The organism is Campylobacter canadensis (assembly GCF_013177655.1).
In the GTDB taxonomy this organism is placed as follows: Bacteria; Campylobacterota; Campylobacteria; order Campylobacterales; family Campylobacteraceae; genus Campylobacter_E; species Campylobacter_E canadensis.
In genome coordinates, this window is record NZ_CP035946.1 from 447,511 (window position 1) to 467,115 (window position 19,605).

The window sequence follows — 19,605 nt, forward strand, 5'->3', positions numbered from 1 at the left end:
ATGTATGCTATTTTTAAACATAGTGGCAAGCAGTATAAAGTAAGTGTTGGCGATATTTTAAAATTAGATCGCTTTAGTGCTCAAGCAAAGAGTACAGTAGAAGTAAATGAGGTTTTAGCAGTATGTGATAAGGAATTAAAAGTTGGTAGTCCTTATGTTGCTAATGCTAAAGTTGTTTTAGAAGTAATTAATGATGGTAAAGATAAAAAGGTAATTATCTTTAAAAAAAGACGCAGAAAAGATTCTAAATTAAAGCGTGGTTTTAGAAGACAATTTACACGCGTAGTAGTAAAAGATATCAAAGCTTAAGGAGTAAATAATGGCACACAAAAAAGGTCAAGGTTCAACACAGAATAATAGAGATTCTATAGGAAGACGCCTAGGCGTTAAAAAATTCGGTGGGGAGTTCGTTAGAGCAGGTAATATCATAATCCGCCAAAGAGGAACTGCTACTCACGCAGGTAATAATGTTGGTATTGGTAAAGACCACACTATTTTTGCTTTAATTGATGGTTTTGTAAAATTTGAAAGAAAAGATAAAAATAGAAAAAAAGTTTCTGTTTATCCTGCATAATTTTTAGAGCCAATTTTTGGCTCTTTATTCTTAAATCCTTTTTTAGATTTTCACTTTTTATTTTAATATTAAAGTTATAATTTACTTAAAAAATACAAGGTAACGCAATGTTTGTAGATAATGTAAAAATAAAATTAAGTTCTGGTAATGGTGGCGCTGGTGCTAAATCTTTTCGCCGTGAAAAACATGTTCCACTTGGTGGTCCTGATGGTGGAGATGGTGGTAATGGCGGAGATGTAGTTATTGTTTGCGATAATAATTTACATACTTTAGCACATTTTAAAGGTAAAAATCATTTAAAAGCACAAAATGGTGCAGGTGGAGAAGGTAGAAATAAAAATGGAAAAAAAGGAGAAGATTTAGAATTAAAAGTACCAATTGGAACTTTAGTAATTAATGTTGAAAATAACGAAGTTTTATGTGATTTTACTCATATTGGTCAAAAAGAAGTTTTACTAAAGGGCGGTAAGGGAGGTCTTGGAAATAGACATTTTAAAAATTCAATCAATCAAGCACCAACCTACGCTCAACCTGGTATTAAAGGTGAGAGTTTAGAAGTAAAATTAGAATTAAAATTAATAGCTGATGTAGGTTTAGTAGGTTTTCCTAATGTTGGTAAATCAACTTTAATTAGTGTAGTTTCAAATGCAAAACCAGAAATAGCAAACTATGAATTTACAACTTTAACTCCTAAACTTGGTTTGGTTGATGTTGATGAGTTTAATTCTTTTGTAATGGCTGATATTCCTGGTATTATTGAAGGAGCAAGTGATGGAAAAGGCTTGGGGCTTGAGTTTTTAAAGCATATTGAAAGAACAAGTTTTTTACTTTTTGTGCTTGATCCAATAAGAGAATTAAGTTTAAAAGAGCAATTTATTATATTAAGAAAAGAGCTTGAAAAATTCTCAGTTGAGTTATTTAAGCGTAATTATGCAATTATGATTTCTAAAAGCGATAGCGTAAATTTAGGCGATGATTTTGCAGAGCAAATGGCAACAAATATAAAAGATTTAAAAGATTTTTTAAAAGATATTAAAGACAAAGAGAGTTTTTTAATTGAAGTTTCAAGTCTTGAAAAAAAAGGTTTAAAAGAGTTAAAATTTAAACTTTTAGAAGAAATTAAAAAAATAAGGTAAATGTAATAAATTTGGATAAAAAGATGAATTCTAGCTTATTTTTAATGGGGCGTATAAAGGAATTAGCAAACGAGATGATTTTAGAAGAAATATCTAAAAGAGTGGAGTTTGATTTATCCTTTTCTCATGCGGATATTTTAAATTTGCTTTTTACAAATAAAGAATTTTGCATGGTTGAGATTGCGCAAAAAATTCATAGAAGTAAGGCTACGGTTAGCGTTTTAATAGATAAGCTTGAAAGTAATGGATATATTTTAAAAAGACAAAGTTCTAGCGATAATAGAATGTATTTAATAAGAGCAAGTGAAAAAACTATAAAATTAAAAAAACATTTTGAAGAAGTTTCTAAAACAGTTTTTGCTAAGCTTTTTGCTGATTTTTCAAAAGCTCAGGAATTAATGATAGAAGAATTACTTGAAAAAATGTTAAATAATATTTCTAACAATAAGTAGCTTTATTTATTTTTTTATTCTAAAATAGTTTTATATCTAACTATTTAAAGGAGAAAAAATGAATTATCAAATTAAAAGTATGGGTGATTTTGCTTCAATTAAAAGAGCAGATTTAAAAGAGCAATTAGGCTTTACTTCCTGTGAAATAAGTATAAATACTTTAGAGGCTAATAGTAGCGTTCCCTTTGTTCATCATCACAAAGAAAACGAAGAAGTTTATCTTATCCTAGATGGAGAAGGTAAAATAAAGTTAGATAATGAACTAATTAATATTAAAAAAGGAGATGTTTTAAGACTTGCTCCTAGCGTAAAAAGACAAATTTTTGCTACAAGTAAATTAAATTATATTTGTATTCAAGCAAAAGAAAATTCTTTACAAAATTATACTTTTACAGATGGAGTTGTAGAAGAATAAATTTTTTTAAATCTTATAAATATGAAAGATATTTATAAGATTTTTTAAATTATTTTTGTCTAATTACATCAATTACGCTACCATCACGGTATTCAACAACTGCTACTATTTTTTTATTTGATTTTTCAAATTCGCAAACTCCGCAAATATTATTTGCTAGTTTTGCTAAGTCTTTAATATCAATGATTTTTAGCTTTGAGTTTTTTAGAATTTTTGCTAAAGTTTTATCATTTAGCGCAACTCCGTATTCACAAACTAGTGCGTTAATACTTTCTCCTGGAGTTGTGATTGAGTTTATTTTTTCTTTTACGATAGCCTTTCTAGTTCTAATTAAATTAGTAGTAATTATTGCTAGTTTTGCTCCAGCTGCAGCATCGCTATGACCGCCACTTCCACCCATAATATACCCATTTGAGCTTGTAATTACATTGGTGTTAAAATTAGTATCTACTTCGGTTGCCCCTAAAACAACGCAATCAAGCTTATTTACAATAGGAGAGCTTGTGTGAATATTTGCGTATAAGCTTGAACTAACTTCATAATGCTTTTTGTTTTCTCTTAAAGATTTTACAGCTTCTAAATCAAAGTCTTGAACATCAAAAATATTACTAAAATATCCATCATTATATAAATTAACTAAGTATGCAGTTATTCCACCCATAATAAATGAGCCTTTAATGTTCTTTTCTTTCATAATTTCTTTTACATAATGAGCGCTTGCAAGGCTTATTCCACCAGCTCCCGTTTGAAAGGAAAAACCATCTTTTAAAAGCCCGCTTTCATAAATTAAATTAGCTGTTGTTTTAGCAATTTTGAGCTGAATTGGGTCTTTTGTGATATCTGTTGTGCCTGATTTAATGCCATTTGGATCACCTATTTCATCAACCATTAAAACATAATCAATCTTATCTTGAGTAATGCTAGGATTGCTTAGCGGATAAGGGTACATTGTATCACTTACCGCAACGCTAATCTTAGCACAATCAGCATCAGGCATAGCATAGCCAATTGAACCAAAGGCGTTTTTGCCCATTATGCCATTTATATTTCCTGCTTCATCACTTGCACTTGCTGCAATAAACGCTACATCAATTTTTAAATCTCCTGCATAAATAGCTCTAGCACGACCACCATGAGTTCTAAAAATAGCAACTTTTTTAAACAAGCCACGAGTAATCGCATTTGCAACTTCTCCTACACAATAATTTGTATCAATTTGACTTACTATTCCTTTTTTTGCAAAATCTACTATGAAATTATGAACTGGAAATATCGCACTAATTGCTAGTTTTAAATCATTTATACCTAATTCTTCACAAGCTTTTAAAATAATTCTTGTAACCTTATCGCCATTTCTTAGATGATGATGAAATGATATTGTATCACCACTTTTTAAGCCTATTTTTTTGATTAATTCTTGTATACTTGTATAGACTTTATTATCATTTTGCTTTGATAATTTTATTTGCTTTTTTACTGTTTTTTCTTTAGGTTTTAAATTAAAAGCTCCATTAAAAGGTATTACTTCTCCATAATCTTTTATATAATCAATATTCATAAGCTCTTCCTTATAATATTTTTAGCACGATTAACAATCGGTGCATCAATCATTTTGCCATTTAGTGAAATCACTCCACTTTTTTTATTTTCTGCTTTTTTTATAGCCTCTAAAACATTATTAGCCCAAATAATTTCAGCCAAACTTGGATTAAAACAATTATGTATTACATCAATATGTCTTGGACTAATTACCATTTTTCCATCAAAACCTAAGTTTTTAATGTATGTAGTATCTTTTATTAGCCCAGCTTCGTTATTTGTATCTGTGTAAGGAGTATCAATTGCATCAATATTTGCAGCCTTGCATACATTTAATAAATAATTTCTTGCATACTCTATTTCTTTATTATCATCACTTCTTGTTGCACCCATTTGGCTAGTGTAATCTTCTGCTCCAAAACAAAGAGCGCTAACCCCTTTTAAAAAGGCTAATTCTTTAGAATTTAATAAACCAAGTGCTGTTTCTATTAAAAGCAAGATTTTTATTTTTGCTTTTAGGCTTTTTGCATATTTGATTAATTTACTTATTTCTTTTACATCTTCAGCCTTTGGGATTAGTATGCTATCAATTTTAGTTTTTGATAGTGCTAAAATTTCATTTTTTGCATTGTCTAAATTAATTCTAACTATTTTTTCGCATTCGTAATTTAGCATATTTAAAGCATTGCAAACTAAGTTTAAAGCACTATCTTTTTGTGTTAAGCTAACAGCATCTTCAAGGTCAAATATAACTCCATCAGCTCCAAACAAACCTGCATTTTGAATGTTTCCTGCATTATTTCCTGGAATAAATAATAATGTTCTTCTCATTTTTCTAGCCTTTCTAGGGCTGTTTTAAGTCTTGCTAAAATGCAAAAATCTAAAGCTCCTTTATCATTTATCTCTATAAAAACATTTGAATGATTATTGTCTAAACAATAATCATTTATTAATTTTTTAATATGATTTGCATAAGGGTTTTCTTCTTCATTGATAAAAAATATTTCTAACTTTTTGTGTTTTTTTACACTGATTAAACAATCATTTGATTCAGTAGTTCCAACGCTAATCATCTTATACTCCAAAATATGAAAATAAAAATGTAGCTGCAATTACTGTGCAAGCTCCACCAATTCTAGTTGAAATCTGTGCAAAAGGCATAAGCTCCATTCTATTACAAGAGCCTAAAATCGCAACATCTCCAGTCCCGCCAAGCCCTGAATGACAAAGCATAACGCAAGAGCATTCAATCTCAAACATATTTAAAATTCTTGCACAAAAATATCCAGTAAGTACCATTGTTGTAACAACGCTAAAGCAAATTACAATAAAGGCAATATTAATTGCAGCGATTACATCTTTCCAAGGCGTGTAAATAACCCCAACCCCTACTAAAAGAGCCCAAGTTAGGTTTTTGCTTACAAATTGATAAATTAAATTAGCGCCATATTCTAAGCTTTTTGGCATTATGTTTAAAAGCTTTGTAATAGCCGCCATAATAATCATAATAATTGGAGCAGGAATAGCAATTATCATATTTAATAATTTTCCTATTAAAAAATAGCACACTGCAACAAGCAAACCAGCACCCATTAATTTAATATCAAAAGCTAAAGTATCATCGTTTAATAAATTAATATTTTCTTCTTTGCTTTTTACTAAAAGTCCATTTCCACTTAAATATGGCTTTTTTAAAGCTAGATTTTTTAAATATCCTGCATAGGCAATTGCAAATAAGTTTCCTAGCATTGCAGATGGTGCAAGAAGGGCTATTATATTAGTTGAATTAGCATTTGCCAAAATCTCTGAATAAGCAACGCTTAGTGGGATAATTCCTTCACCAACTCCACCACTTAAAATTGGAATTGCTATATAAAATACAGCATATTTTCCACCAAGATTAGTAAATGAGCCTATTAAATAAGCTACTATAATTGCTAAAAAAGTTCCTATAAATAAAGGAATAAACATTTTTAAAAATCCTGCAATTAAAATTGCTCTTTTCATACTAAGAATACTTCCAACTACTAAAATGCTTATATAAAGATATAAAAAATTTGATTGCTTAATAAAAAATGTTATAGCATCTACTGAATTTTGATTTAATAAACCATAATAAAGCATACAAGATGGAACAAAAATGCTTAATATTGCAGGTCCGCCTATGTTTTTTAAAATAGGACTTTTTATGCCAATTTCTCCTAATAATATTCCTAAAATCATAGTAATAGCAAGTCCGCCAAGCATATCTTTAGGAAGTTTTTCAAAATAGCAAGTTAAAAATACAATCAGTGCAAATACACAAAAAGCGTATAAATTAACACCGCCAATACTCCTTTCTTTCATAAAAATCTCCTTAAAATAAAATTACATTTTTATTCTAAGTTCTTTTTAAGGACTGTAAATATTATGAAATTAAAATAAGCATTAAAGTAATTATTTATAAGATTTTATAATAAATTTGCGGTCTTCCTTTTGCTTTATATTCTAGTTTTGATGCTAAAAAATTTGTATTTTCTAAATATTTTAAATATTTTCTAAGAGAAATTCTTGATATTTTTGTTATTTCACTTAGTTTGTTGGTGCTAAAGTATCCATTTATATCTAAAATCGCATTTTTTATTAACTCTAATGTATTTTCATCTATGCCTTTTGGTAGGTCGTAGGTATTGTTTAAAAATATAACTTTATCAATTTTTTCTTGATTTATATCTTGATTTAACAATTCTTTTCTTAATTTATATTGATTTAAAGATATGTGCAGTCTTTGAATTTTAAATGGTTTTAAAATATAATCAATCACTCCTAAATTAAGCGCTTTTTGCAAGCTTAAATTGTCATTTCTTGCAGAAACTATAATTACATCAGTTTTATTAAATTCACTTTTAATTCTTCTTAATAATTCAATTCCATCAATGCTAGGCAGTGTTAAATCTAATAAAATTAAATCAATTTTATGATTTATTAAAGTATCAAAAATTATTTTTTCATCATCGCAAATTTTTACTATATTAAATTCTTTTATACTTAAGACGCAATTTTTATTAATTTCTTGCACCATTAAATCATCTTCAACTATTAAAACATCAATCATTTTCTTCCTTTAAAGTTATAAAAATTGAAAAAACTGTATCTTTGTTATGAGATTTTACACTTATAAAACCATTATTTTTATTTGCAATTTCAGAGCAAATAAATAAACCATAACCTCTATTTTCTCCTTTGCTTGAATAGCCTTTAGTAAATATTTTTTCACAGTCTTTTAACTTATTTGCATTGTCGCTTACTTTTATGCAAAGATATTTTTTATTGTTTTTTATAAAAACCTTTATTTTTTTATTATTAGTATGTTGTAAAGCATCTAGTGCATTGTCTATGGTATTTGATAAAATGCTTATTATGTCATTTTGAAGCAAGACATTATTTATTGGGTTTAAAAAAGAGTTTTTATCTAAAATAATATCTACTTTAAATTCTTTTATGAAATTAAATTTACTTTCTAAAAAGGTTAAGATTATTTTATCTTTTATAAAACATTCTAATGATTTTGTGTTTGTGCTTTGCTTGTAGCTTATTTCTTCTAAATATTTTTTACATTGCTTAATATTATTATTTTCTAAAAGAGCGTTGATTATGTGTAATTTATTTTTAAATTCGTGATGATTTGCGCTTAAAATATCTAAATATTTTTTTGTATTTACTAATTTATTTGCTATTTTCTCTACATCTTTTAAGTTTTTAAAACTAGCTACAACTCCAGCTATTTTACCATCAATAAAATATGGAATTCTATTTGTTAAAATGGTAATATCATTTAATTTTTGTTTTTTATTTATTTGTGCTTTTTTTGTTTTTAAAACTTCACTCATATTTGAATGTGGGATTTTTTCATCAACATTTTTTCCTATTAAATCATCTTCTAATAAGGCAAGTTTAAAAATCTTTTTTGCTTCATCATTTATAAGAGTGATTGTATTTTTATTATCAATTGCAATTATGCCTTCATTTAGTGATTTTAAAATAGCATTTTGTCTTTGCAAAAGAAGTCTAAATTGCTTTGGTTCATAACCTAAGAGTATATTTTTAATATTTTTGTTTAAAAGCACAGATAAAAGCAAAATGAGTAGAATAAAAAATATACTTAAATATAAATTAATTTTATTTTCATTGAATGTTAAAATATCTAAATAATCACTAAAAACCCCTACAATAACAGCTCCTACTATTTTTTCATCTTTATAAATCGGACTAAAGCTTCTAATTGAACGCTTAAGTGAGCCTTTTGCAATTGAGATATAGTGTTTGCCATTTAATGCTTCATCACTATCTTCTCCTTCTACTAATTTTCCTATTAGCTCTTTATTTGGGTGGCTTAGTCTTTTTTTATCTTTATCAATAATTACTATAAAGGCTAGGTCTAGGTCTTTACATAATTTATTTATATTTTCATTTAAATTTTTCTTAGTTAAATTGATATTTTGAGCTAAGGTCTTTGAAATAGCGCTTATTTTATTGCTAATTTCCTTTTCTACTAAATTTCTTGTGTGAATAAAATTAACAATACTTATACTACAAATAATTATAAAAGAAATTAAAAAAAAGCTTAAAGTAATTTTTGTAAATAGTCGCATTTAATAACTTTCATTTTTGTTTTGTTAGAGTAATACTATAAAAGGATAATAAATGATTTTTAAAATTAATTTAAATGATAATAAACAAAAATTGCTTTTAATAGATTTTATAAAGGCTAATTCTTTGGAATTTAGCGATGAAATTGATTTAGCCTTTGTAGTTTTTTATAAAGATAAAATTATTGCTTGTATTTGTAAATTTAAACTAATGATAAAATATGTAATAATTGATAAAGAGCATCAAAAAGAAAATATTTTTTCACTTTTATTAAACACAATGATTACTTATGCAAAAGAGCAAAATATAAATACTTTAAGGCTTTGTACTTGCAAACATAATGCTATAAAATTTCAAAATTTTTCTTTTAGATTATTATGTACTAGCAAAGAGCTTTGTCTTTTAGAATATGGATATAGTTTATTTGATGAATTTATAAATAATATAAGAGCAAAACTTGATACAAATAAAAGCTATACAAGCATAGTAATGAATGCAAATCCTTTTACCTTAGGTCATAAATATTTAATTGATTGTGCTTTAAAACATAATGAAAATCTTATATTATTTATTGTAAGCGAAGATAAATCTTTTTTTACTTTCAAAGAAAGGTTTATGATTGTAAAAGAAAATTTAAAAAAATATAAAAATATTTTAATTTTTCCAAGCGGCGATTATATAATATCAAATGCTACTTTTTCTACTTATTTTTTAAAACAAGATATTAATTTAGCTAAATCTTATTTAGATGCTAAGATTTTTTCAAGCTTAATTGCACCTTGTTTAAACATAAAATCCAGATTTGTAGGAAGTGAGCCAAATTGCAAGGTAACAAATGCTTATAATATGGCTTTAAAAGAATGCTTTAAAGAAGATAATTTGGATTTGTTTGAACTTAGCCGAATTAGTATAAATAATAAAATAATAAGTGCAAGTTTAATAAGAAAATATATTGCTGAAAATAATTTTAATGAAATAAAAAAATATCTAAGCGATACTAGCTTAAAATTGATAAAAAAATGCAAGAACTTTTAAAAATAGTTTTAGACAAAAAAGAAAGAATTTATAAAGCAAGACAAGAATTTAAGAGTGATTTTGCTGTGCTTTGCTTTAGTTTAAATCTTTCTTATTTGTTTATAAAAAACAATAAAAATGAAGTAAAAATTCTTTTTGAATTTGCATTAAATTTATTAAAAGATAATTTTATAATTGATAATATTTATATAAATTATAATGATTTTTTTGCTTTATTTAGTATAAAAGAAGATGCTTTTATTTTAAAAAACAAGGCTATGCTTTTAGAAAATGAGCATAGCTTTTCAAGACTGTTTGATTTTGATGTATATTTTAAAAACAATGTAATTAAAATAAGAAAACAAGCTAGAAAATGCTTTATATGTGATGAATTAGCATTAACTTGTATGCGTAATAACACTCATTCAAAACAAGAAATATATGCAAAAATTGATGAGTTTTTTGATGATTTTTTTGTTTATCTTTCATATAAATATCCTATTAAAAACGACTTTTCAACAAAGGCTTTAAGAGCGCTTTTGTATGAGCTTAGTATAAGTCCAAAACTTGGTTTAGTTGATAGCTTAAGCTCAAATTCTCACAAAGATATGAATTTTTTTACATTTATAGATAGTGCAAGCGAGCTTAAATGGTATTTTGATTGTTTTTATACTTTAGCTTATAAATCTAGTAAAAATGATTTTTCAAGACTTAAAAAGTTAGGAATATTAGCTGAAAATGCAATGTTTAAGGCAACAAAAAATATAAATACTCACAAAGGTGCATTATTTTTATTTGCAATTATGATTTTTGTTTGTGCAAGGTGTAAAAAAGATTTAAACTTTGAAAATATTTCTAAAATTAGTAAAAAATTATGCGCTAATTTATGTAGCAATGAGCTTAATAAAAATCTTAACAGCATAGGTGGAATTTGCTTTAAAAAATATGGAATAAAAGGTATTAGAGATGAGGTAGAGCAGGGCTTTATAAATACTTTTAAAGCTTACAATTTTTATAAAAAGCAAGATGATTTTAAAGAATTAAGAACTCTTTTTTATATTAGCTCAATAATTGATGATACATGCCTTTTAAAACGCTGCAATTACGATATAAATAAATATTATCATATAAAAAATACTTGCAAAAAATTAAGTCTTTTAAAAAGTAAAAATTATGTAAAAATTATAAAAAAACTAAATTATTTTTATGTAAAAGATAATTTAAGCTTTGGCGGGAGTGCTGATATTTTATCACTTGTGTTATTTTTAAAATTCATTAATTTTTAATTTATTTTTGATAAGTATTATAAAATTAGATTTAAAAAAAGGAGAGATTATGTTTAAAAAAATTTTATTAATTACTTTATTTTTATTAACAACTTATGCAAGTGAGCTTACTGATATTTTGGGCAGAAAAGTAAGCGTAAAAGATGATGTTAAAAAGGTTGCTCTTACTTTTTATTTTGAAGAATATTTTAGCGTAACAGGTGATGAGGGAGCTAGTAAAATAGTTGCTTGGTCGCAAAAATATTGGCTTGGTAGAAGACAATCAAGCTGGGATGCTTTTATTAAAAGATTTCCTGAATTAGAAAAGGTAGCTGATATTGGCTATGGACCTAAAAAAACAATATCTTTTGAAAAAATAATTTCTTTAAAACCTGATGTAGTTATCTTTGCTAAGATTGATTATAACTTTGTAAAAAATAATCTAGAAAAGCTAGAAAAGGCAGGCATTGCTTCTGTGTTTATTGATTTTCACGATGAGAATTTGCAAAATCACATTGACAGTATGAGAATTTTAGGAAAAATCTTTAAAAAAGAAGATAAAGTTGAAAAAATAGTAGATTTTTACACAGCAAAATTTAAATTAGTGCAAGATAGACTTGCTGCACAAAAAGATTTAAAAAAACCAAAAGTTTATGCAGAATTTAGCGAAAAGGCTGGAGCTAAACAAATAGGTGTAACTTGGGATGATAAAATGTGGGGAGCTTTTATTACATTAGCAGGTGGGCAAAATATAGCTAGTGGTCTTGTAAAAGGAAATAGTGCGGTATTAAATCCAGAATTAATCATTGCTAAAAATCCTGATGTTATTATTTTTGCAGGTAATTACTTTTTAAATAGTTTTAATAATATTCCTTTAGGCTATGAAATTAGCCAAGATGTAGCAAGAAAAAATTTAAAAGCTTATGAAAATAGAATGGGTTGGAAAAATCTAAATGCGGTAAAAAACAAAAGAATGTATGCTTTATACCACGATTTAAGCCGCCATATTTTTGATTTTGCAGGTATTTTATTTATAGCAAAGGCTATTCATCCTGAACTATTTAGCGATATTGACCCAGAAGCCGAGTTAAAATACTTTTTTGATGAATTTTATCCTGTAAAATTTAGCGGGACTTGGATGGTAAAGTTTTAATGCAAGAGAATTTTTATCAAAAATTAGTTTTTAAAAGACTAAGTGTGCTATTAATTGCACTTTTGTTATTGTTAGTGATTTTTGTAATTGATATTGGGCTTGGACCAGCAAAATATAGCCCATTAGAAATAGCAAATGCAATTTTTTCTACAAATAACGATGATAGTTTGAAGGTGATTTTATTTGAAATTAGAATTCCACAAGCTTTAATGGCAATAGCAGCAGGTGCTTGTCTTGGTTTAAGCGGTGCTGTAATGCAAACTGTTTTAGCAAATGCTTTAGCATCTCCATACACTCTTGGCATAGGTTCGGCTGCTTCTTTTGGAGCAGCTTTGGCTATTGTGTTGTTTGATGCAGCCTTTTTAGCAATATCAGCTTTTGCTTTTTTCTTTTCTACATTAAGTATTTTAGCTATTTATTTTTTAAGCAAAAGAATTTTTTTAGGCGGTCAAACAATAGTGTTAATTGGTATTGTTATGGTGTTTATTTATCAAAGTTTGCAAGCTTTTGTAATTTATTTAGCAAATGAAATTGAAGTTTCTAGCATAGTGTTTTGGACATTTGGCTCTTTAGCAAGAGCTAATTATTTAAATTCTTGCGCTTTATTTGTAGCCTTGTTTTGTGTTTTAGTGCTTGTGATGTTTAAATCTTGGGAGTTAAACGCTTTAATGTTAGGAGATGAAAAGGCTCAAAGTTTAGGCGTACAAACATTTAAGATAAAAATTTTTATGCTTTTATTAGTTTCATTTTTAACAACAATTTGTGTTTGTTTTGTAGGAACGATTGGCTTTGTAGGGCTTGTTGGAGCGCATATTGCAAGATTGATTATTGGAGCTGAACAAAGATTTTATTTATTATTTTCTGCTTTAACTGGTAGTTTGATTTTGCTTATTTCATCATCTCTTAGCAAGAGTGTAATAAGTGGAGTTGTTTTTCCTATTGGAATAATTACTTCTTTAATAGGAGCGGTATTTTTCTTATTTATCCTATTAAATAAGGGGATAAAATGAAGGTTAGTAATTTATCTTTTTCTTATAAAAATAATGAAATTTTAAAAAATATTAATTTTGAAATTCAAAATGGCGAAATACTTATGGTTTTAGGGGTAAATGGCATTGGAAAAAGCACTTTAATGAAATGCCTAGCAGGAGTATTAAAGCACGATGGTAAAGTAGAATTAGACGGTATTAAAAGAACAAAAATAGGCTATATGACACAAAATATTATTCCTAATGATTGTCTTAGTGTATTTGAGTTTATCTTGCTTGGTAGAATAGGCGAGCTTAAATTTAAAGTTAGTAAAGAAGATTTAAAAAGAGTTGAGCATGTTATTTCTCATCTTGGCATAGAAAAGTATGCTGCTAGGAATTTTAATGAATTAAGTGGTGGTCAGCAAAGGCTAGTAATAGTTGCACAAATGCTTGCTAAAGAGCCAAAATTAATGTTTTTAGACGAACCAACTGCTAATCTTGACATTGCTAGAGAAAGTGAAATTATGCAGCTTGTAAAAGAATATTGTAAATATTACAATGTAGCTGCGATTATTAATATGCATAATCTAAATCACGCTTTAAGATATGCTGATAAAATATTATTATTAAAGCAAGATTATTCACATTTTTGCGATGTAAAAGATTTAAAGATACAAATGCTTGAGCATTGTTTTGATGTTGAGTTTGATATTTTTACAAATGAAAAAGGGCAAAGGATTATTTTTGAAAAATTTTAATCTTTGCTTATTTTGATTAAAACTATCTCACTTGGTGCTAATAATCTTGCACTAGCTCCCCAAAAACCAGCACCGCTGCTAACATACATTAAACTATTTTTAATTTTATATAAGCCGTGCAAATAGCCTTGCTCTAATTTTACAAAAAAATTAAATGGAAATATTTGTCCAGCGTGAGTATGCCCAGCTAAAATTAAATCAAAATTGCTTAAATCATATTTTTTAGCAATTTTAGGCTGATGAGAGATTAAAATATTAAATTTATTTTCATCATAACTTAATTTGCTTAAGTCGGGTTTGAATTTTTTAAATTTTTCTCCTATTAAATCGTTTATTCCAGAAATTGTAAAATCATCAAAATGTATGCTTTTATTGTTTAAAATATTTATATTATATTGCTTTAAGCTTTTGTAAATTAAGCTTACATTATGGTAATATTCGTGATTGCCTAAAACATAAAAAGTAGAATATTTTGCCTTTAGCTTGTTTAGTAAATGTAAGTAATCTATCTTTTTAATATTTGTATCAATTAAATCCACTGCAATTACTATTGCATCAGCATTTAAGTCGTTTAATTGCTTTATTATTTTTTCAAAAAAATCTTTATTAAGATTAGCTTTTAGATGAATATCGCTAACTAAGGCTATGTTTAGCTCATTTTTAATTTTAGAATTTTTTATATTTATATGTTTTATTGTTGGTTTATTTATTGCGTTTATGGTGCTTTTGTAAAAAATAGTAAAGCTTAAAAATATTATAAAAATATCAACAAAATCACTAATTTTTGTAAAAAACATCATTATAAAAATTAAAGAAAAATATAAAGGCATAAAGCAAATAAATTCCCAAACTTCAATTATATTTGCTAGATATTGAGTGTAAATTCTTTTTGTAAAAATAAGTAAAAACAATAAAAAAATCAAGAATAAAACACAACAAATTGTAAAATAAATAAAAATATAATTTGCTATTTTGTAGTCTATATTTTTTATAAAAAGAGCAAATAATAAACTACAAATAAGCAAAAAGATATTTTTATATTTGTAAAAAATATCATTAAAAATTACTTTTAAAAATATATTTTGCACACAAAATAAAATAATTAAATAAGAGCTAAATACTAATATAATTTCAATCATATTAGCATTATATCATTTTACTTTAACAGGATAAAGCGAAGGATATTCATAAATCTTCCACTCGTTGTTTTCTTTGTGTAAAATAATATTTTTTGAAAATTTATGTTGCTGAATTTTATAATTTGTTTCAAGTAAAACTATTGCAATTTCATCACTTTTATTTACTCTACTTGTATTAATTTCTAGCACATCATCATTGCCTTTATAATCATAATCAATAAAAAGCATATCTTTTTTACGCTCTTTAAATTTTTTAAAATAATCAACATTATTTTTACTAGCTAGTAATTTTTGCGCTTCATCAACTTTGCCTTCTTCACATAGTTTAATAAAGCTCATTACAACTTCTTCAGGCTCTTGTATTTTTTTTGAACAAGCTATAAAACTTGCAAGTAAAAATATACTTGCAAGTAAGCTTAAAAATAAATTAATCTTTTTTAACTTCATTTTTTATCCTAATAAATAATCTGCATAAGCAAAGATTATTAAAAATAAAAATACCAAACCAGTAAATAGCATTAAAAAGCCTATTACTCTAGCAAGATAAAAATATTTTGCAAAGCTATCATTTTCATTTTTTAATTGCTCTAATTTACCGCTTTGTTTTAATCTTAAATACCAATTGTATCTATCGTGTTTTAACTCACTTTCACTTAACTCTCCACTAAATATTACCATATCCATAGGGAATCTATCTGCTCTAAAATGTGTATTGAAAAAATGCACAGCAAATATAAAGCCAGTAGCAAGTAAGGCTTCATCAGAATGCACTAAATATGCAAGATTTAGCATAAAACCAGGTAGAATTTTAGTCCAAAATACAGGATACCAAAGCACAAGTCCGCTAAAGCCAATTACAAACATACCCCAAAATACTGCTAAATAATCAAATTTTTCCCAATAAGTAAATCTATCAAAATGTGGGCGTTGAGCTTTACCTATAAACCATAAAAAGTGATTTTTAATATCTTTAAAATCTTGCCATCTAGGCATTAAACTATCAGGTCCAAAAAGTTTATTTAAGAAAATTTTAAAGCTCATCTTACCATTTTCATCTTTAATAGCATCTTTATTTTTATAAGCATTATAAATTATTTCTAAAATATGACTTATAAATACAACAATCATAATAAAGGCACTAATGTGATGTATTGCAACTGCAACACTAATTCCACCCATTAAATCAACCATAGATTTAGCCCAAGCTGCGGTGTAGAATTTTTGTGGTAAGCCAGAAAATGATAAACCTAAAAAGCTTGCCGCCATAAAAAAGTGTTGAATTTTATGTAGGGTTGAAAATCTTTTGATTTTTACTTTATCATCATGCATTAGTTTTTTACTTGCTAAAAATTCTTCTTTGTATTTTATTCTTACATAAATTAATTTCATAGACCATAAAAATGTATGCAATCCAAAAAAGGCAAAAACACTAATCACAAGAGTACTCATAAATACATAAGCCCAATATAAAAGCGGGAAATTTTCTTTATCTTTGTGGTCAGCGTGTGCTATAAAATCAGCAAAATTTTCATTAGCACCTTCGTGGCATTTTTCACAGGTTTGAACTCTATTGTCTTTTGATAAAGTTGAATGTGCTTCATTTACTTTTGCAATATTATGTGTGCCATGACAATCATAACAAGCTGCTATTTTTTTACTCTCTTTATCATTCGCTAATAATATCGCCTTTCCGTGAAAGGTTTCATGGTAATGACTTTGCTCTTTTTGGTGGCAGCTACCGCATTTTGCATCAGCTAACTTTTTTACTGCTAAAGATGTTAAAATTTCTTTATCGTGTGTATTGTGGCAGTCGCTACAATTTGGAGTATTTTCTCTTGGATTTTTTTCTTTATTATGTACACTAAGAGCAAATTCTTTTTTAACTTCTTTGTGGCAATCTTTGCAGTTATTATTTACCACATCTTTATCGTTTGCATATTCGTTAATTTCACCTTTTACACCGTGGCAATCTCTACAAGATGGTGTATTTGCAAAGCGTAAATTCTTGTGCAATTCATCAGTAAAGCTTTTTATCTCACTAGCACTTTTCCAAGAACTAATATCATGAGATTTTAAAAGCGGTTTAGAATTTGATTTTTCAACCACTCTTGCTGATAATATCCAACTTTGAATTCCATCAAGCATTACAAAAACATTTTTATAACCTAACTCTTGTGCTTGCATAGCCGCATCGCTACTCGCATAGCACATTCTATTTAAGCAATAAAAAATAAGTGTTGCTTCTTTATTTTCAGGTAATAAACTTTTCCATTCAGGAGTGTTTATAAAAATCGCATTTGGTAAATATCCGTATTCAAGTCTTTCTTGCTTTTCATTTGCATCGTAAATATAAACATCTTTTTTATTTAGTAGCTTTTCAACATCAGCCATTGAAATTGGTACAACTCCATCAACAACAGCAAAAGAGCCTTCAGATGCAAATATATTTAAAGATAAAAATACAGCTATTAAAAATCTAATAATCATTGTTTATCCTTTTTGCAAGGAGAGAAAAATCTCTCCTTAATTTTTACCATCTAGTAATTCTTGTGCTCTTTGTGTGTAAATTAATGCTTCATTTAGTATCTTTAAAGCATATTTTGGACCATGCACTCCATAGCTATTATCTGCTTTTATTTTGTCATAAATTGCTCTTGCTTCTTTTGTTAATAAGATAATATCTGATTTAGTTTTTGCACTTAAATTATCCATTTTTGCTTGGTCTCTGTCTATTTGTCTAATAGCAAGTTCAAGTTTAGCAAAGGCATCTTTTACAGGTATTTGCCATTTTTGTACTTCATCATAAATTTGTTCTTGAGAAGTAAAATGCAATTCTTTTGGCAAGGTTGATTGTACTGCACTGTGGCATCCACTTGCTCCTGGTCCAACTAAATTTATATCTTCAAAAGAAGTTCTTCCGCAGCTCCACATTAAATCAACAAAATACTTACCATCAACTCTTGCAAAGGTCCAACCTTTAACAGTTTTAGGGTCTCTTGGTTTTCCTGCAGGTGGATTTACACTTTTTGCATCTTTATCTACATATATTTTCCAAATATGAGAAGCTCTAACATTATCAAATCCTGCCTTATCAGGGTTTTGGATACTTGCAAAGTTTTCACAACTCATCATATTAGGCATATGGCATCCTGTACAATTATCTTTTGCATGAGGGCCACCATATTTAAACATACTAGCTTGAGTTTCGTGGCAGTCACTACAAGTTTTTTTAAGACCTGCTTTAGTAAATGGGTCTTTCCAGTCATTTGCTGTTACTTCGTGTGGGTCGTGGCAGGTTGCACAACGCATACCTTTATCATAGTGTGCTGAATTGTAAAGTTGTGAGCCTTCAGTACCACAAGCAGGACAAGAAGATTTAAAATAAGTATTAAATGGTTTTCTTGGGTCTATTTTTGCATCTTCGCTATCATAAGCAAATCTTTGGTGGCATCTTTCACAATTACTTGGCATACCAGTTCCTCTTGCACCGTATAAATGTCCACCAGCCCCGTGGCATTCTTCACAAGAAATTCCTTTTGAAATAGTGTGTTTTCTAAGCTCGTCTTTGTTTCCAATTGCAGCTAAAAATTCTTCTTTTGATTTAAAATCAAATTTAAAGCTATGGCAAACTTCACAATAAGCTGATGCTGGTTGAAATAGCATTTTTCCTTTATAAGTTGAACCATAAGAGTTAATACCCCATACGCTTGAAGTTTGAGCGCCAAAATCTTTTAAAGTTGTTGGAAAACCAGGTGAAAATGTAGCTATTTTTTGTGCTACTTCTGGAGTAATAAATTGTGTCCATAATCTTGAAAATTGGTTACCACCAGCAGTTAAAGTACCTGTACCATCAGCAAGTTTTCCATCTACAATATGATAAGTTCCACGCACTAGCCATTTATCAATAAAGCCATATTTTGTTCTAGGGGTTCCTATAATTGCAAAAACATCATCAGCTTCAACACCCTTAGGTAAGATTGTTGCTTCTTTTGTACCATACATTGGTTTTTTCATATCGCCATTTGCTTCTTCAATTTCATCAGGAAAACGCACTACTTTAGCGTGTCTTGAGCGTTGCCAAGCTTCATATTGAGCAGGGTGGCATTCGCCGCATTTTTTAGGACCTACGAATTTATTTGGATAATCTAAAATACTTTCAACACCTAAACGATATGTTATTGCTCCTTGTCTTCCAGTATCTTTTGTAAAATTGATACCACCGCCTTCTTCTATAAATTCTTCTTCACGATTTGATATAGAATAATGTCCATCTAAACGACCTTCTTTTTCGTATTTAAAAATAGGGTGTTTTTGTTTTAAGAATTCTATAAAATCATCTTCTTGCTCTACATAATCATGCAGAGTTCTTGGCTTTACACCATCGTTTTGGAAAGTTTTTACTTCGTTTGCCGTTAAAAGACCAATACAGGCAAAAAGCAATAGTATTTTTTTCATAACAATCTCCTTCTTTGATAAGTTTATGAATAATAATAAAAGTTAAATTAAAACAAACTTAATTTTTTATAAAAAAAAATTATTAGTTTTCATACTTAATTTATC

At 27.6% G+C, this 19,605-nt stretch carries 20 protein-coding genes; 10 read left to right on the plus strand and 10 right to left on the minus strand.

From position 1 onward, the window contains the following. From rplU to CCANL266_RS02130, 5 genes are all read left to right on the plus strand, one after another. On the plus strand, nt 1–309 hold the full coding sequence (rplU, locus tag CCANL266_RS02110) for a 50S ribosomal protein L21 (RefSeq protein ID WP_172230667.1): 309 nt from the start codon (nt 1–3) through the stop codon (nt 307–309). 10 nt (nt 310–319) lie between these two features. Beyond that, nucleotides 320–574, plus strand: a complete 255-nt coding sequence (gene rpmA / locus CCANL266_RS02115) for a 50S ribosomal protein L27 (RefSeq protein WP_039649045.1) — start codon at nt 320–322, stop codon at nt 572–574. Nucleotides 575–681: 107 nt separating this feature from the next. Then, nucleotides 682–1,710 (plus strand): GTPase ObgE, encoded by a 1,029-nt coding sequence (gene obgE, locus CCANL266_RS02120; RefSeq protein WP_172230670.1) that lies wholly within the window; start codon nt 682–684, stop codon nt 1,708–1,710. Nucleotides 1,711–1,733: 23 nt separating this feature from the next. Next, nucleotides 1,734–2,162 carry a MarR family winged helix-turn-helix transcriptional regulator gene (locus CCANL266_RS02125; protein ID WP_172230673.1) on the plus strand — a complete coding sequence of 143 codons (429 nt, stop codon included), beginning with the start codon at nt 1,734–1,736 and terminating at the stop codon, nt 2,160–2,162. A 58-nt stretch (nt 2,163–2,220) separates the two neighbouring features. Next, nucleotides 2,221–2,577, plus strand: coding sequence for a cupin domain-containing protein (locus CCANL266_RS02130; RefSeq protein ID WP_216657299.1), 357 nt, complete (start codon nt 2,221–2,223; stop codon nt 2,575–2,577). 49 nt (nt 2,578–2,626) lie between these two features. Here the strand turns inward: CCANL266_RS02130 and citF are convergent, their stop codons facing one another. The 6 genes from citF to CCANL266_RS02160 all read right to left on the minus strand — a co-directional run bounded on the left by citF (nt 2,627) and on the right by CCANL266_RS02160 (nt 8,747). Next, nucleotides 2,627–4,135 carry a citrate lyase subunit alpha gene (gene citF / locus CCANL266_RS02135; RefSeq protein WP_172230676.1) on the minus strand — a complete coding sequence of 503 codons (1,509 nt, stop codon included), beginning with the start codon at nt 4,133–4,135 and terminating at the stop codon, nt 2,627–2,629. Then, the gene (locus tag CCANL266_RS02140) at nt 4,132–4,947 is read right to left on the minus strand and encodes an HpcH/HpaI aldolase/citrate lyase family protein (RefSeq protein WP_172230679.1); all 816 of its coding nucleotides are present in this window, start codon (nt 4,945–4,947) and stop codon (nt 4,132–4,134) included. Before CCANL266_RS02140 ends, citF begins: the two co-directional genes overlap by 4 nt. Then, complete coding sequence (locus CCANL266_RS02145; protein ID WP_172230682.1) at nt 4,944–5,189, minus strand: citrate lyase acyl carrier protein; 246 nt, start codon at nt 5,187–5,189, stop codon at nt 4,944–4,946. Before CCANL266_RS02145 ends, CCANL266_RS02140 begins: the two co-directional genes overlap by 4 nt. A 1-nt stretch (nt 5,190) precedes the next feature. Beyond that, entirely contained in the window at nt 5,191–6,462 is a 1,272-nt protein-coding gene (locus CCANL266_RS02150) for a 2-hydroxycarboxylate transporter family protein (RefSeq protein WP_172230685.1), read from the minus strand. Nucleotides 6,463–6,556: 94 nt separating this feature from the next. Continuing rightward, entirely contained in the window at nt 6,557–7,210 is a 654-nt protein-coding gene (locus tag CCANL266_RS02155; RefSeq protein ID WP_172230688.1) for a response regulator, read from the minus strand. Then, nucleotides 7,203–8,747 carry a GHKL domain-containing protein gene (locus CCANL266_RS02160; protein ID WP_172230691.1) on the minus strand — a complete coding sequence of 515 codons (1,545 nt, stop codon included), beginning with the start codon at nt 8,745–8,747 and terminating at the stop codon, nt 7,203–7,205. Before CCANL266_RS02160 ends, CCANL266_RS02155 begins: the two co-directional genes overlap by 8 nt. Nucleotides 8,748–8,799: 52 nt before the next feature. On the opposite strand from CCANL266_RS02160, the gene CCANL266_RS02165 reads away from it, so the two are divergent. Genes CCANL266_RS02165 through CCANL266_RS02185 form a run of 5 tightly spaced genes read left to right on the plus strand, consistent with a single transcriptional unit; the run spans nt 8,800 to nt 13,906 of the window. Next, nucleotides 8,800–9,780, plus strand: a complete 981-nt coding sequence (locus CCANL266_RS02165) for a GNAT family N-acetyltransferase (RefSeq protein WP_172230694.1) — start codon at nt 8,800–8,802, stop codon at nt 9,778–9,780. Next, entirely contained in the window at nt 9,765–11,045 is a 1,281-nt protein-coding gene (locus CCANL266_RS02170; RefSeq protein WP_172230697.1) for a triphosphoribosyl-dephospho-CoA synthase, read from the plus strand. Before CCANL266_RS02165 ends, CCANL266_RS02170 begins: the two co-directional genes overlap by 16 nt. Before the next feature lie 49 nt (nt 11,046–11,094). Further along, nucleotides 11,095–12,177, plus strand: coding sequence for an ABC transporter substrate-binding protein (locus CCANL266_RS02175; RefSeq protein ID WP_172230700.1), 1,083 nt, complete (start codon nt 11,095–11,097; stop codon nt 12,175–12,177). Beyond that, complete coding sequence (locus CCANL266_RS02180; RefSeq protein ID WP_172230703.1) at nt 12,177–13,187, plus strand: FecCD family ABC transporter permease; 1,011 nt, start codon at nt 12,177–12,179, stop codon at nt 13,185–13,187. The genes CCANL266_RS02175 and CCANL266_RS02180 overlap by 1 nt, the downstream gene beginning before the upstream one ends. Continuing rightward, a complete protein-coding gene (locus tag CCANL266_RS02185) occupies nt 13,184–13,906 on the plus strand; it encodes an ABC transporter ATP-binding protein (protein WP_172230706.1) in 723 nt (240 codons plus the stop codon). The genes CCANL266_RS02180 and CCANL266_RS02185 overlap by 4 nt, the downstream gene beginning before the upstream one ends. On the opposite strand, the gene CCANL266_RS02190 is transcribed toward CCANL266_RS02185, so the two are convergent. From CCANL266_RS02190 to CCANL266_RS02205, 4 genes are read right to left on the minus strand one after another with little or no spacing between them, the layout of a single operon-like run. Continuing rightward, nucleotides 13,903–15,045 carry a metallophosphoesterase gene (locus CCANL266_RS02190; protein ID WP_172230709.1) on the minus strand — a complete coding sequence of 381 codons (1,143 nt, stop codon included), beginning with the start codon at nt 15,043–15,045 and terminating at the stop codon, nt 13,903–13,905. The genes CCANL266_RS02185 and CCANL266_RS02190 overlap by 4 nt on opposite strands. 12 nt (nt 15,046–15,057) lie before the next feature. Then, nucleotides 15,058–15,492 (minus strand): DUF4878 domain-containing protein, encoded by a 435-nt coding sequence (locus tag CCANL266_RS02195; RefSeq protein WP_172230712.1) that lies wholly within the window; start codon nt 15,490–15,492, stop codon nt 15,058–15,060. A 3-nt stretch (nt 15,493–15,495) separates the two neighbouring features. Next, on the minus strand, nt 15,496–17,532 hold the full coding sequence (locus CCANL266_RS02200) for a rhodanese-like domain-containing protein (RefSeq protein WP_172230715.1): 2,037 nt from the start codon (nt 17,530–17,532) through the stop codon (nt 15,496–15,498). 36 nt (nt 17,533–17,568) lie between these two features. Then, nucleotides 17,569–19,500 carry an ammonia-forming cytochrome c nitrite reductase subunit c552 gene (locus CCANL266_RS02205; RefSeq protein ID WP_172230718.1) on the minus strand — a complete coding sequence of 644 codons (1,932 nt, stop codon included), beginning with the start codon at nt 19,498–19,500 and terminating at the stop codon, nt 17,569–17,571. Nucleotides 19,501–19,605: the final 105 nt, after the last annotated feature.